Annotated in this window: 13 protein-coding genes and 1 pseudogene; 8 read left to right on the forward strand and 6 right to left on the reverse strand. The window is 53.1% G+C overall.

Going from position 1 to position 14,387, the window contains the following annotated elements; translation table 11 throughout:
- Positions 1 to 88: 88 nt before the first annotated feature.
- From TBK1r_RS30555 to TBK1r_RS30575, 5 genes and pseudogenes are all read right to left on the reverse strand, one after another.
- The gene (locus tag TBK1r_RS30555; RefSeq protein ID WP_145219041.1) at positions 89 to 1,624 is read right to left on the reverse strand and encodes an IS1380 family transposase; all 1,536 of its coding nucleotides are present in this window, start codon (positions 1,622 to 1,624) and stop codon (positions 89 to 91) included.
- Positions 1,625 to 1,743: 119 nt separating this feature from the next.
- Positions 1,744 to 3,036 (reverse strand): DNA-processing protein DprA, encoded by a 1,293-nt coding sequence (locus tag TBK1r_RS30560; protein WP_145219043.1) that lies wholly within the window; start codon positions 3,034 to 3,036, stop codon positions 1,744 to 1,746.
- Between the two features lie 11 nt (positions 3,037 to 3,047).
- Complete coding sequence (locus TBK1r_RS30565; protein WP_145219045.1) at positions 3,048 to 3,980, reverse strand: ComF family protein; 933 nt, start codon at positions 3,978 to 3,980, stop codon at positions 3,048 to 3,050.
- Positions 3,981 to 4,098: 118 nt separating this feature from the next.
- Positions 4,099 to 4,431 carry a DNA methyltransferase gene (locus tag TBK1r_RS30570; protein WP_473772468.1) on the reverse strand — a complete coding sequence of 111 codons (333 nt, stop codon included), beginning with the start codon at positions 4,429 to 4,431 and terminating at the stop codon, positions 4,099 to 4,101.
- Positions 4,421 to 4,987 (reverse strand): annotated as a pseudogene (locus TBK1r_RS30575) (BPTD_3080 family restriction endonuclease); the annotation flags it as partial. The pseudogene TBK1r_RS30575 and the gene TBK1r_RS30570, both read right to left, overlap by 11 nt.
- 89 nt (positions 4,988 to 5,076) lie before the next feature.
- Here TBK1r_RS30575 and TBK1r_RS30580 point away from each other — a divergent pair.
- The 6 genes from TBK1r_RS30580 to TBK1r_RS30605 all read left to right on the forward strand — a co-directional run bounded on the left by TBK1r_RS30580 (position 5,077) and on the right by TBK1r_RS30605 (position 10,802).
- Positions 5,077 to 5,400 (forward strand): helix-turn-helix domain-containing protein, encoded by a 324-nt coding sequence (locus TBK1r_RS30580; protein ID WP_145219046.1) that lies wholly within the window; start codon positions 5,077 to 5,079, stop codon positions 5,398 to 5,400.
- Positions 5,401 to 5,828: 428 nt separating this feature from the next.
- Entirely contained in the window at positions 5,829 to 7,811 is a 1,983-nt protein-coding gene (locus TBK1r_RS30585; RefSeq protein WP_145219048.1) for a hypothetical protein, read from the forward strand.
- 203 nt (positions 7,812 to 8,014) lie between these two features.
- Positions 8,015 to 8,584, forward strand: coding sequence for a hypothetical protein (locus tag TBK1r_RS30590; RefSeq protein WP_145219050.1), 570 nt, complete (start codon positions 8,015 to 8,017; stop codon positions 8,582 to 8,584).
- An 875-nt stretch (positions 8,585 to 9,459) separates the two neighbouring features.
- The gene (locus TBK1r_RS30595) at positions 9,460 to 10,110 is read left to right on the forward strand and encodes an HNH endonuclease (RefSeq protein WP_145219052.1); all 651 of its coding nucleotides are present in this window, start codon (positions 9,460 to 9,462) and stop codon (positions 10,108 to 10,110) included.
- A gap of 96 nt (positions 10,111 to 10,206) precedes the next feature.
- The gene (locus TBK1r_RS30600) at positions 10,207 to 10,473 is read left to right on the forward strand and encodes a metallophosphoesterase family protein (protein WP_145219054.1); all 267 of its coding nucleotides are present in this window, start codon (positions 10,207 to 10,209) and stop codon (positions 10,471 to 10,473) included.
- Between the two features lie 74 nt (positions 10,474 to 10,547).
- Positions 10,548 to 10,802 (forward strand): hypothetical protein, encoded by a 255-nt coding sequence (locus TBK1r_RS30605; RefSeq protein ID WP_145219056.1) that lies wholly within the window; start codon positions 10,548 to 10,550, stop codon positions 10,800 to 10,802.
- A gap of 106 nt (positions 10,803 to 10,908) precedes the next feature.
- On the opposite strand, the gene TBK1r_RS30610 is transcribed toward TBK1r_RS30605, so the two are convergent.
- On the reverse strand, positions 10,909 to 12,282 hold the full coding sequence (locus TBK1r_RS30610; RefSeq protein WP_145219058.1) for a hypothetical protein: 1,374 nt from the start codon (positions 12,280 to 12,282) through the stop codon (positions 10,909 to 10,911).
- Between the two features lie 399 nt (positions 12,283 to 12,681).
- Here TBK1r_RS30610 and TBK1r_RS39235 point away from each other — a divergent pair, with 399 nt between their 5' ends.
- Complete coding sequence (locus tag TBK1r_RS39235; RefSeq protein WP_419580559.1) at positions 12,682 to 12,945, forward strand: hypothetical protein; 264 nt, start codon at positions 12,682 to 12,684, stop codon at positions 12,943 to 12,945.
- The gene (locus TBK1r_RS30615; protein WP_419580560.1) at positions 12,942 to 14,231 is read left to right on the forward strand and encodes a tyrosine-type recombinase/integrase; all 1,290 of its coding nucleotides are present in this window, start codon (positions 12,942 to 12,944) and stop codon (positions 14,229 to 14,231) included. Before TBK1r_RS39235 ends, TBK1r_RS30615 begins: the two co-directional genes overlap by 4 nt.
- Positions 14,232 to 14,387 lie beyond the last annotated feature (156 nt).

Below are 14,387 nucleotides of genomic sequence, written 5' to 3' on the forward strand. Positions count from 1 at the left end.
TATCGTGCTCATAAATTCGCTTCTCTCGGGTTAGGCGTTAGCGGCGGTACCGAAGCATCCGGACTTCGGCTTCGTTGGTTTCGACGTGTCACGTTCGAAGCGGCATCGCAATATGGTCACTGAGTGTGAACAAGTTTTCGACGCCGAGACGGTATGTCAAAATCCGCAGCTTCAGTTGACGCGATGAGCGGATGACTTGGGCCGGAATCTGGATCAACGAAGTCAAGAACGTCGAGAACTCCATTTTGATCACACGATCACGAAGGCGTTTTCGCGTCTTTCTCTGCCCGGGATTCCCTTTGACGCGGACCATCATTCCACTCCAAAGCTTCAGCGTCCAGGCAAGAGAAGCAATCAACATGTACGCCCAGTTGCTTTCCAGCGAATCCAGCGGCGCGGTCAATGCGTGACTCGCCTTGAGCTGGCTAATCGTGTTTTCCTGATCACAGCGATTGTTGCCGTCTCCGATCAGTTCACGCGACTGTTTTTCTTCCTTTGGTTCGTTGCTGATGTAGAAGAAGTACTTTTCGGTGCTGAACAAGAATTGCTGCCCACTCGTGACGTCGATGTCTTTGCGAACGGCAACCATCCGGTAGGGACGCTTGCAATTGCCAGGCTGATACGGGAACTCTGCATAGCTTTCAGCACGCAGCTTCTTGTTCTCGTAGCCGTTTTCTACGACGATTTCCTCTTTGTAGTTGGGTCGTTTTGCACGCGGATTCTCAGAAGTCTTTTTCTGCCGCAGAAGCGGTTTCCATGCTGATTCGTCGAGGGAGTCGGCAATTGCGGTCAGTGTTTTGTTGGCGTCATAGCCAAACACGAAACGGACATCCTGCGCGTCCCATCGATCGAGATGTTGGGTTGACGAAAAGTCCGTGTCGCCACGCAACAGGATCTTTCGAAACCCAGCATTGCGACATAGTTCGATCGCCCTGTCAAAGTAGAACGATGAGCCTTCACCGCTCGGGCGATTGCCGCTGCGGTTGGCCAGGTACAGTAACTCGTTGGTTTCCGCGAGCGTAACGACCAGTGGATGGTAGCCCCATTGTCCTTTGTAGTTGATTCCGATGCCCTCTTTCTTTTCACCGCAAGTCTCGACCATCGTGCCATCGGCTTCAATGGTGGCCTGCTCGAAGAACGCATCGGATTGTTGTTTCCAAACCTTCTTGCGTGCCACGTTGATTCCCTGCATCAATAGCAGTAGCTTGAAGCCATCAAAACGACGGCAAAAGTCACCAGCAGTTGTCGGATCGGGAATCCGTTCAGCGCCCAGTGCGTCCAGATACGCCTCGTCGGTGCGGCGATGCTCCAAATGTTCGAGGCAGGTCCCACCGGCCAATAGATTCAGGGCAATGTTGAGCACGTGATCGGCTTCGTCGTACGGCGCGTGAAGCTTGAACACCGGTGCGGACTGGTTGATGTGCTTTCGCAATCCGAGTTGCTCGACAAGCTGCATGACCATGCCGATACCGCCACAGGAAACCGCCTCAACTTTCTCGGCCAGTTCGTACTTTGCCCGCAAGGGGCGAATCATGGGCGTATGTGTCTTACCCTTCTTCTTGTCGATACGTTGTAGAAGAACTCGCTTGCGGCGCAGCAACCGACGGCGTAAGTTGTCGTTCACTCGAAATCCTCCGTTGAGTGAGTGCGTTGAAGTTGTCGTTATCTCCAATACACCCGCAAAACGCCGAGGGTTTCGAGTTTTTTCAATTTTTCACCATCAAGCGTTCGCTTGATTGAGGGCTAGTTCTGACTTTTCCCGTCATTACGGAGATATCGCACTGGCCGATTCATCTTCACGACCCGCGATTCCGAAACGGCTCGGCTCAGCCAATCCTGAACCTGATTCTGTTTCGCTTGTATACGTTCGGCCACTTCAGCGAGGGTCAAAGGTTCCGCGAGGGAGTGCAGCAGCAATTCAAGCACAGCGTCATACGCCGTCTTTGGAACCGCAACTGATTCGTCAGCATGTGACGTTTCGGTCCTTACTTCGTCTTTTCCGTTCGCATTGGCTTCGCTTGTTTTGTCGTCAGCGCATGTGTCGTCGATCGGGAACAGCGGCGTCTTCTGAGCTAGCGAGTGAGACCGGGCTTTGTCAATGATCTCGTGGAGGGATGATGGATCAAGGTCTTTCCAGTGGTCAGGAAATGCAACAGCGCCCAACTCTTGTAGCCTTGCGTTCCCCACTGGCGAGCCGGGACCGTTTCGCACGAATACGGGCTGCGGCGTCTTGCGCTTCAATTCCTCTTCGGCACCAGCCCACGTGCCACCTTTCTTGTATTCGGAACTGACGACGAGCCCCGCATCTGCCATGGCGTAGATCAGTTTGTTACGCCCCATCGCTGTGCCGACTGTGAACCGAGCCTTGGGATGACAATGTGAGATCAACAGCAATTGGTTTTCCGCAATCGCTTCTCGTGCATTGCGACTTACGCTGGTTTTCAGCAAGCTGTCGGCAAGCACACCAATGACGGTCCCTCCCGCTCGCAATGCGCCTTCCATCGCAGTCTTGTCTACCCCCCTCGCTCCGCCTGAAACAACGGGATAGCTTCCTCTGGCACACCATGCTGCTACTTCTCGTGCGAATTCTTCACCCGCAGCATCAACGTTCCGAGAGCCAACAATCGCCACACCGCCTCCTGCCAATAGAGACTTGTCGCCGATTCCGTAGAGAATTGGTGGTGCCAGCGACTTTAGTCTCTTTCGATAGCGAGTTGGGTAGTCATCGTCGCTACGGCACACGATCCAAATCCCATTTCGGTTCCATTCTTCGACCGCAAAACCAAGCTGCACTCCGCGACTGAGTAGCCTCTCGAATCTTTGCTTGTCGACACCTGCTGCGTTCGCTGCGTCATGCAAGTCATCTAGTTCAAGTACGTCCGCCGGACGCATTTGATTCTTGACCAACCAACTCACAAGTGAGCTGTACGCAGTCTGACTTAACGGATCACAGCCAGCGTTCTTCTCTCCGAACCAACCTGCAAGCAGCATGATTGCCTTTGCGTCTTCGCTAAGCGGTTGAGCGGTAGTGCTCATTTCAAATTCCCTCAATCCATTCGCGGCGAGCTGAGCGCCAACGCCATCGGAAACACGGCTTCACACCCACGCTGCCGAAGCAACGCAGCGATAATGGTGAAAGTCCACTTTGAATCAACAATGTCATCCACCAAGAGGCATGCTCCGGTTGGCATCTTTTGATGCGAAATCTGAAACGCACCGTCCAAATTGCTTGCTTGTTTGAAACTGTTTCGCATTTCTTTTTGCGGCGGCGTAGAACGAATCTTCTGAACGCAGTGAACGAATGGTACTCCTAGTTTAGCAGCTAATCGCTCCGCGAAATCCGGAACAATTGTCGGATTGTTTAGAGAGGGCACGCATGCAACCCACGTGGGGTATGGCTCGGGACTCCATTGTTCGATCATTGACGCACACGCATCAACCAACGAATCGTCAAAGCGCTTCGTTTCATATTTGTCGTGAGCGACCTGCTCCCCCCAACCGGCATCCCTCCACAGACAGAGCGCCCTTCCTTCCGATGCTCGCAAATCATCAGTGATTTTCCCAGAAAATCCGTAGGCCGGAAGCGGATTGTGAGCTGGCCACGACTTTCTTGGTTCGAGTTCTTGAAAGCTACGGCGCAGGAAATGGACGGCTTTCATCGCGAGAGTTTTATCGTAGTTAACAGCGACGAGAGGCCGGCCAACGCAATTCGCACACTGACCGCACTTGGCTGCATTTGGGTCGTCGAGCGAATTGCTCAAAAAGTGCATCAGACATTCGACGCTGTCCACATACCGCTGCATCTCCGCTTGTTCGTCCTGTCGTATCTTTGTGATTGCGGCGATCATCTCAGAATCGACCCTGTAGGTTGCTGCGAATGCTGTCACGTTCCAGCTTGAACCAATTTTCGCGATCGGTGAGGGCGACTCGACAGAGAGGTACTTGATCGCGCTGGTTATCTGGCCGTTCGTGAGATTCAACGAGGACTGGAGCCTTGGAACCGAGAGTCCATCGGGGCTTTCGTCAAGTGCCTGAATAATCTTGTCAACGTGTGCCTGCGGTGGAAATGCATTGCGTATAAAGAAGTCTGCGATATCATCATCTTCCGAACCGTGGAGTAGGACGCCCAGAGCATTCTCGACTGCACGACCAGCACGTCCGACTTGCTGGTAGTAGTGATAGCTTTCGCAAGGTAATCAATGAAAAAAAGTTCTCAGGTCCAAAAACTTCGTCAAGGACTGCGCGTATTCGATGTAAGTTTTCGTCTCCAATCTGTACGAAGATCGAGCCAGTTTCATGCAACAACTCTCTTGATACCTCAAGCCTGTCCTTTAAGTATGTGAGGTAGGAGTTGATGCCGTCTTTCCATGTGTCGCGAAACGCTTTTACCTGTTCCGGTTCACGGGTGATCTGGTCGCGCTTGCCAGGCAATTAGCATCGCCATCACGGTCGTCTTTCCGGCACCGGTGGCAAGCTTCAGCGCCAACCGCATGATTTCCGGGTTGGCTTCGGCGTTCGCGTTGGCAAGGTGCGCGAGAAACTTTTTTCCAGTCACTGACTTTGGGGCGACTTCTGTTAACCAGATGGCGACTTCAACAGCTTCGACTTGGCAAAAGAAAGGCCGGATACCCTGGAAATCATGGTGCCGCCAATGCTGGAGGAGTCTCGCAGTCTCAGGAGTGACTTGCCACTCACTCGAGTTGGGCCATTTTCGCCACTCGTCTACATGGCTTCGCAATTCATTGATGATGGGAATCTCATCGTATCTTTGATTCTCGGTCGACAGGCCGTCATCGTGACCAAGACTGAGTTCTTGCTGCCGTTTGGACTGTTTTTGCTTTTTCGTCTTGGGGATTGGTGTAATAAATTCAGCACGACGACGATTCCCGATGATTTTCTCGGTCGGTTGGCCATTCACTAGTTCCCAATGCATATCGGGATAGTCGTAGGGCGAATTGAGTATCGGATCGTCAAAGAACTTGGACATTGGGAATTCAGAGCGAGCATTTCTTGACCGTATAGTGACGGAAGCATACACTCTGCAGGGGGCCCCCACAATCAGCGGAGTGCCGAGAAATGCAGTTCAGCGAAAAGGTGCGAGTACTACGCGTTTCGCGTCACCTAACCCAACAACAGTTGGCGGAGCAAATGGGCGTAAGCGTTTCGTACATTTGCAAAGTCGAAAACGACGGTTTGCAGTTCGGTGACTATCCGTCGGAGACCTTTATCCAAAGGTTGGCAGCAACACTCAATGCGGACGAATATGATTTGATGATGCTTGCTGACAAGATCCCCGAATCAATCAGGATCAGGATTCGTGAGCGCCCAACCCTCTTCAAAGCGATCGCCAAACTCGATGACCAGGGCTTGGATCGATTGACGCTGCAACTCACCAATTAGACTTTGAATTCAACCGTGATGAACGCGGCCATTTTGCTCGAATGCATGTGGCTAAGCTAATTCGGTCTCCAGGCCATGGACACATGGTTCGTCACGAATGGATACCTGCCTCTCAGCAAACCGTTCCTCAAATGCGTTATCAGAGAGAAATCTCAACGTTGTTTTATGACCTCGCTAAATTTCTTCGACCTTCGTCAGATCGTCCCTGATTCATGGTTTTTCGACCACGACTTCTGTGAGTGCCTTCGCACTCGTTGCCCCTCCTAATTACTGCTTCGTAGATCTCTTGGCAGAGCAGGTTTTAACAGCCTAGTGCCGTCGTGGCATCAAGTGGTTCAGCCGCTGGACTCCCCGGAGGACATAAAAACGCATTACAATTCTGACTCACAGCGAGTTGACATCTATGAGAATATTTCGACAGGGCACAGATGACTCAGTGGATTTTCGCACAATTGTCCGGCGCGGCGGTGCGCCGCGATCCGAACGAAACGGAACTCTTCAAAACCGAACAGGCGGGCGAAGACGAATACGCCGGGACTGATGCGTTGGTCCGTGAAGTGCTGCAAAACTCGATCGACGCGGGGAGCGACGATGGGCCGGTTCGTGTCTGTTTTGCCCTGCATCCGCATTCTTCCCTTCCCGACGACGACCGTCTTGCGACCTACTTTGCGCGACTGAAACCAGGCTTGGTGTATCGCGACGTGGAGTTCAACGGATCGGGGGTTCCTCAGCTGAATCATGGCTACCTGGTTTGCGAAGACTTTGGGACACGGGGACTGGACGGTGATCCGCTGCTGGCAACTGATCCGCAGGAAGGCAGCCATGACTGCCAGGATTTTTTTTGGTTCTGGCGAAACATCGGACGCAGTGGCAAGACTGGTGATGATCTTGGGCGATGGGGACTGGGGAAAACGGTCTATCGCGCCGCGAGTCGCGTCGGATGCATGCTCGGTTTAACGGTCCGCAAGTCGGACGGTGCACGTCTGCTGATGGGGCAAGCTGTGCTGCGCATTCACAAATACAACGGAACGGAATTTGCGCCGGAGGGTTTCTGGTGCAGCGGAAACAACCAAGCGGAAACACCGTTGCCCATCAGTCACGAAAAGGACTTGGTGCAATTCGCAAGCGAATGGAATTTGACGCGTACCGACGAGCCCGGTTTGTCGGTCGTTGTTCCCTATGTCGCCGATGAGCTGAAGGCGGAAAGCATCTTGCGACTGGTTGCGGTCAACTTCTTCGTACCGATTCTGAAACAAGAGCTGATCGTCGATGTCGCTGGGCCCGGACTTCCTGGCCGGAACTCCGAATTCCGGCTCGATCATACCTCCATCGATCACGTTTGCAGCAAGCTTAGCTGGACTGGCAAATCGAGACAAAAACTAAGCAATCCGCCACCGCTTGATTTCGCGCGCGACTGCTTGGCGAACGCCGGTCAAGCGGTGCCAACAAATGTGCTGGGCGAGTCACGCGTGCCGGTCATGGATGAGAATGCATTCTCGGCCGCGACACTGGCGGAGCTTCGCAAGCGATTTGCTCTTGAGCAGTTGGTCGCGATCCGAGTTCGTGCTGCCTTGCCCAAAAAGGTGGGTAAAGCTGACATCGGGGAGCTAACGGTTTTTCTGCAACGCACGCCTGTGGCCGACCGTTACGAGAGCTACTACGTCCGCGAAGGGATGACGATCACTCGGCTCAATTCCAAGCCATCCATGCGCGGCACAAAGGGGCTGGTTGTTGTCGATCCTGGGCCGCTCGCGTCTCTGCTGGGTGACACTGAAGGTCCGTCGCACGTCAGTTGGGATACCTCGAATGATGAACGTCCCAATCGGGTTTGGAAGACGTGGAAAGGACGAGTGAAGTTTTTCGTCAAGATCATCGATGGATTGGCTGAGTTGCTTACACCACCTCCAGACAAAGTAGACTTTGACTTACTCAGTGACTTCTTTTCGATTGAGCAGGTTACGGCACCCCAGCCGAAACGAAAGCCAAAGGAGGGCGGTGAAAGGACGAGGGATTTTGACCCGCCTGATCCAACGCCTCACTGGTACCGAATGCAGGGAAAAACGGGCGGCTTTACGATTTGCGACTCATCTAGTCTGCCAACTCCCGAGGGAGCGATTCTGCGGGTCACGGTCGCATACGATCTGCCAAGCGGAAATCCAATGAAGCACTGGAGCAAATTCGACTTTGATTTTCGAAAGCCAAAAGCTTCAAGCCTGAATTTTAAGCTCACGAACGTGAAAGCTACCGCGAAGGCAGGGAATGTCATCGAAATGGAAATCACGGATCCGGACTTCAGCCTGACCGTGTCAGGGTTCGATATCCATCGCGATTTGTTTGTGCGAATCGACGAAGTCGAACTGGAGGAATCGCAATTGGATGAATATGCAAACTCAGGAGAGGTCGCCACATGATCAAGCGAGTCAATTCTCTTGGCAGAAAACGTGTTTCACGAGACTGCGTCGCGATCGCGGTTGATGACGGTGACCCTAGATCATTTAGCGCGAACATCGATTTCGGCGAACACGCATGGGATCCAAATGCTTCAGTCGTCATGGAGGTAACTTGCGCTGGATCTTCGCTGGTTCGCAGATATCCCTGCGGCACCGTTGGACAATTGAAGCAACCAAAGCAATTACCGCTCAGCGATCTTCATGGCCAAAATGTCTTTTTCTCACTGAAAATCATCGACAGAAGCGAGCACATCGGCCGCCTACTTGGTGTCGCGGAGAATATCAAACCGCTCACAACCGGCAAGCAAACCGTTAGCGGCCGCAAGGGGATCCTGCCTGTCGAGAGAGCGCCGCTGGGTCAGGAATTATGGAAGCTGGAATTCCGCGACCACGATGTTTACCTGCTTGTAAACGAGAATGTGCCCGGACTGTCCGAGAGTATCCGATCCGATCCGGTATTCTTTTCGCTGATCTATCCACAAGTCATGCGTCAAGTTCTGACTCGAGCGATCAATGAGGGAGCCGAACCGGACGAAAACGACGACCGTTGGCCGGTACTCTGGCTGGCGTTCGGACGCAAGCTTCACCCCGACCACGAAGATCCGCCACCGCCCGATGACACGGAAGCCGCCGAGGAATGGACCGAAATTGTTGTGCAATCATTTTGCGAATTGCACGAATTGCGATCAAAGTTTGTGAGCTCAGGGTACGCGTCGGGATACGGAGACGAGTGAGCGATGCATGTACGGAGATTCAACCCATCTGGAATTGAAGCATTTCGCAAGTTCCTCAGGACATGTCGAGACGCACCGTCAACGCCAACGCCGTGGGAAGTGCTTGAAAGTGATGAATTCACGTCGCTGACAACGGAGACCATTGAGATCGAATCGAGATCGTTTGATTCGAGGCGAGAAGCAGCTGAATACCTTCACGCAAAACTTGACTGCATTTCAGCGGAGACATTGCGAAAAGACGATGGTTTATGGACTTGGCTTTCGCTTTTTTTCTTCGACCAAATTTGCCCTGCAGTTGCTGGAAATCGCAAAGTCAGAAACGACTACACGTACGTCTACATGCCTCACGAGTCACGCTACTTCTATCGGCACCTGCTGTTCGTCGCGTGGTACGTACAACACATCGCTCCCAGCCACAATCGTCTATTTTTAGATACGAGCGTCCACAATCTGGACAAATATACAAGTGACGTATTTAAGCGTTTGTACATTACTCGTATACCGTGCGTCTTTGAGGTTCTTGATCGACTCTACTGGGACGATTCTACAGGCCGTCCAAGGAAGGGTCTTACGAACCCAGGAAAAGTAGTAGCCGGCAATCTGATGCATCGATTTCCGATTAGAATTCGACAACTCGAAAAGACATACGATCTTCAAAGCCTTACAGCCGATCAGCTAATCGAATTGCTTGGTAGTGAGTTTCAGCAGTTTCGCTAATCCGTGTAAACGGTAGCGGCCAAGGTGCCTGGCTACGCCACTCTGAGAGTTCGTGTATTGGCAACATTGGGATGGTAAGCAGCGTAATTGCTTGAGTCCAAACGTCTGCATCTTGCGATTCAGCCCATCACAAATGCGTTATCGCATTCGAATTCAACATGACCACGCCGATCAAGAAAGCGCGCAAACCTGAAATCATCACCGTCAGTGACCACATCGCATGGTCGTACGCGAATCTTGCCCGCGCCGACGCGGCACTTCAGGGCGGGTGCAGGAGCTACCAACGAACCCATCACATCATTCGAAGCAGGCTTTTTAACGGACTGAAAAATGGCACCATGGCAATTCGATCGTTGTACGATGACGAACGCCTCAAAATGACTATGCCACAAGCTTGCTGCTACTGCGGTGCGACGGACAACTTATCGATTGACCACCTAATCCCTCGGGTCCGCGGTGGCGCTGACGATGCAGACAATCTTGTTTGGACGTGCCGCAAATGCAACAGTTCGAAACAGGGTCGCGACATGCTCGAATGGATGGCGAAAAAGAACGGGTTTCCCGCGATTCTACTTCTTCGGAGATACCTCAAACTGGTTGCGCGTTACTGCGACGAGAATGGTTTTCTGACAACGCCATTAGCGGAAGCACTTCAGCTTGACCTGCCCTTCGATTTATCCCTCATCCCCCATTCGTTTCCGCCGCTATCGGAGATTACGCTCTGGATCTATCCGGAATCATCGGCTGACGTCAGAGGAATCCCTAACGAGACGACTGGAGTCGAACTCCCAACGGATCAGGGTGACTGACTTCAAGACTTTTAACGTTCGGAATTCACAGAGGAATACGGAACCGCAGCTTGCTTTCAACAAAAAGTGCCGTGTCCTCAACCCGTTATGTCACGGATGAAGAATAGCACGCCAGCATACGACATTATCGGTGACGTCTACGGCCACGCGGACGAACTGAAATCTCTGCTGAAGGTTCTTGGGTATCGCCGCTATGGTGCTGCCAATCGCCATAAGGACCGGCGACTAGTTTTGGTCGGTGACTTCTTCAATCGGGGGGCGGCGATTGCCGAGGTGATTGAAATCGTTCGCGCGACGGTCGACGTCGGAGATTGCTTCGCGGTGATGGGGATGCGAACATTTGATTTGGATTCAGGGCGATGAATGAGACGCAATCACAAGCTCGTTCTTGCTGAATCGCTGCGTGATCGCCTGCCAATCTGCCGTACAATTTCGATATGAGTTCAACAAATCCGTATCGGACACCAAATCAACTCCCGGCGGACCACGTCGGCGAATTGTCGGTAGAGCCGCTGCCATTTCTCGCGTCAGTCTCGCAGTGCGCCGTTCTTTGCGGCGGTCTGGGGCTCGCCTGTGCTTACTTCGTCGATAAGGAAGACCTGCCCCTTTGGGTCCGTCTCAGTATCGCCTCGATTGGCATGCTGACGATCGGTTTGGGTGTCTACCGAGTGCGGCGTAGCAAGACCGGATAAATGTTCTTGGAACCGATCGCGTGTTTTCTGTTTCCAAAGGCAATGCTGATCTGTTGGTCTTGTCAGGCATCGGTGAAGTGAAACGCGAGAACTGCGCGGAAGACGGCTACCGTGGACGATTCGGTCCAATCCCCGAGGTGTTGAGATCTTCGTCGAGCACTGAATGGGGTGACTCGCAGAGCGGATCCAAGCGATCTGCTTGTTGGTGCGCCCATCGCAAGTACTGTGCGGTGTCGCCGTCGATTGCGATTGTCCCCTCCTCGGTCGCCAAGGAACAGGAAAGTGCGTGCAGATAGGTTCTGATGGCGCGGGCCATTTTAAAGCAGGTGGCATCGCTGACGAGTGCGTCAATCCGCTCCTGCTCCTTTTTCTTTTGCTGGCGAAGCTCCTTCTTGCGTTTTTTGATCAGCTTTTTTCGTTCTCTGTCGATCTCTTGCTGCCTCTCCAATCGGGCGGTTCGTTCAGCATCCACTCGTTTCTGAATGCGGATTTCCCCTGCTTTCTTGATCAGGCGAATGATCAGATCGTTTAATCCATCCTCGAGTTTTCTATTCGTCTCATCGATTAGCAGTTCTCTCCCAAAGCTACCTGGCCCGAGATCAAAAAGAAGAATGCCAGTTGGTACCAGCTCGATTCGGTTTCCGCCCCAGCGATCCCAAAACTCGTCCTTCTTCGTCGATGGAACCTTCTTGCGTTTCTCTCGAAGTCGGAGCGTGGTGACGTCTACGCCGGCGATTACAACGGTCGTTGCTCGCTCGCGTCGATCGTAACCGCAACGCCTGATTTCAACTTTGCCTCCCAATTGGACAATCCGCTTGATGAATGCATCCATGATGCGAAGCGCTCGTCCGGTCATTCCTGGGCTTACTTCGACGGCGAGCATGTCCCGCGATCTTGAGTAGCGGCCGTAGTCCTTTTCGGGCAAACGACGCTTTTTGCAGTCTGTCGTGTTTTCAGCAATCTGAGCTTGGGTTTTGGACACCAAACTGTGGGGGCTCCTGAGAGCCTTACCGACACGCAGGGGACCAAGCTGCGCGACCAAATCTAGTTTTTGAAGGATCTCGTCATCATATTGCGGCTCTCGCTTCGGCTCCTCGTCAGAACAAGCCTCCGCTGCGCGGTTGATCACGGTGATCATTCGGCTTGCTTCCCCGTCGCTGATCGGTAGGGGCGGGCGCTCGGGGGCTTTGCCGTGGACCAGCATCATCCAGTAGCCCGCAAAAGGCTTTGGGATGTCGTGCGATTTGCAAAGTATGCCGATCTCCGAGTCGCTGCAGCCGAGTTCTTTGGCAAGATGAGTCGCCGGCTTTGACCAAACCAACTCATAGAACTCAGCACGGGTGAACTTGGATTCTGTGCACTTGGTCCTTTGCATTGGATTGGCCTCGGTCGGGAGTCTGTTTGGTGCAGCGTGTTTGAATTTTACTGACCATTGAGGCTGGTGATTTTTGCTGTTGAGATGGCAAAACGATGGGGGCAAAACGATGGAGAAGCGTCGTGGCGGCGAGGGATTTTTTGGCCTTCATCGCTCTGCGTGTCCTCCGGAGATGCATCGATTTGAAATGACGCTCGAGTGGTAATTAACGCCCAATTTTTGGTCCATCGATTGCCTCAAATTGGTCGCGTGGGGAACAAGTCGGTGGGGAGTTCCATACCGTTTTGGCATTCGGGGGGTGCTCGGAAGTACCGCTTTTTGCCGTGTTTTAATGCGATTCTGTGTACCGGTTTGCGTCACCTCTAAAACATTGGTATTTTGCTACTTTTCGAGAGGAAACGCCGAGAAAACACGGTTTCTCTTATAAGAGAAAATACCTTTTTGGGACCAGAAGGTCGCACGTTCGAATCGTGTCGCCCCGACTGCAAAGCACCGTAAATCGCGGTGTCAAAAGCACCCGCTGACAAAAATTTTGTACAATTCCTTGGCAGTTTATTTGTCAAAGTTTTTGTCAACGAGATTCAGGGTGCAAGATGGGCAGGCGAAAAGCAGACCGATACAAGCTGTATTGGAACAAGCCCCGAAAGCCCGGCCAGTCTGGCCGTTGGTCAATCAAGTTTCGTGGCAAGTGGTATTACCCCGGCGGTGCTGCTGCTGAGGGCAAGGTCGCGAGTTACCAGCGATGCTGGCGCGATTGGCTCAGAATGAAGGCAGAGATCGAGGCAGCCGACGAAGGGGCTCGCCTGGAGCAAGTGAAAGCCAGTTGGGCCCCCGTTCTGAATGCCGTGCGTGAAGTACAGCAGGAAGTGGTCACCACTTACGACGACACGCCGGAAACCAGAAAGATTTGGCAGGCACTAGAAAGCAAGTTCGTCAAGGAGATCATCGAGCCCGCTGTTAACAATCTCGAAGTCGCAGGACGCAGTGATGCTGAATTTCTGCGGGACCAAGTCGCCGAATCCGCCGAGACACTGGAATCGGTTCACTTTCAGTTTCCAGTTGAGTTTCACGAAAACACCGGGAGCAGCCCGAAACACGCCGTGGGCATTCCACCGTGGGAACAGGAACCCGAAAAAGCAAGCGGTATTCACCAGCTTGCGAAAGCGTTTGTTGCGAGTGTCAAAGCAGAATCAAGCCTGAAGCGAGCAGACAACGTCCGGCGTGATCTCGATTCGTTTCTCGCAACACTGCCGACCAATACCGGGCTGGGGGAAGCGCTCTCATCAGCAACCCTCGACACCTACCTGCGTGACGTGAAGTCTCAGGACCTTGTGTCATCGACCAAGCGGGACAAGATTGCATCGGTCAAGCAGTTCGCAACGTGGGCATTCGAGCGCGAGCACCTGGAATCCCTGCCAAGACTCATCCAGGCCAACAAGTTCAAGGTCGAAGTGACGAAGAGACCTGTCGAGGTTTACGAGGATGCCGAAATCGCGGAAATCCTCGGCGCGGCTTCTGGACGCCCAAGGCTTTATATCCTGTTGGGGCTCAACTGCGGGTTTACCCAAGCCGATATCGCGGACCTGCGTCATTCTGAAGTTGACCTGTCGACCGGCGTGATCACACGCAAGAGGTCAAAGACGGACAACATGGAGAGCGTGCCCGAGGTTGCACGTACGCTTTGGCCAGAGACTCTCAGCCTGCTCAAGGCGAACGCATCAGAAGATGGCGACCGAGTTTTGCTGAACGCACAGGGCAAGCCGCTGGTCGAGGTCAGGGAGGCTGGCGGCGAAGTCAAACGCACCGACGCGGTGGCCAAAGCGATGTCTCGATTGCGAGACAGTATGGATCGGGCGAAGCCGATCGGGTTCAAACGCTTCCGCTCGACCGCTGCCAGCAAGCTTGGCGAACACGGCGAATACCGCGCCTATGCCCAGCATTTTCTTGGGCACGCGCCGTCCAATGTTGCAGATAGCCACTACGTGCGACCAAGCCAACAGCAGTTTGAGAGGGCGATGGCATGGCTACGCAGCAAGTACTTCGCAGTATCATAGGACACTACACATCTTAGTTTTTTGCCCCACGTTCGTGAAATAGTCAGGTATGCAAACCAACAAAGAACCATCTGGCGAGATCAATCTTGTAGACTCCCATCATGAATCCGCGAGCGGGCAATCCGACATGTTTGTTTCTTCGCGTCTATGGTGTGA

It is taken from the genome of Stieleria magnilauensis (assembly GCA_007753675.1).
Lineage (GTDB): Bacteria > Planctomycetota > Planctomycetia > Pirellulales > Pirellulaceae > Stieleria > Stieleria magnilauensis.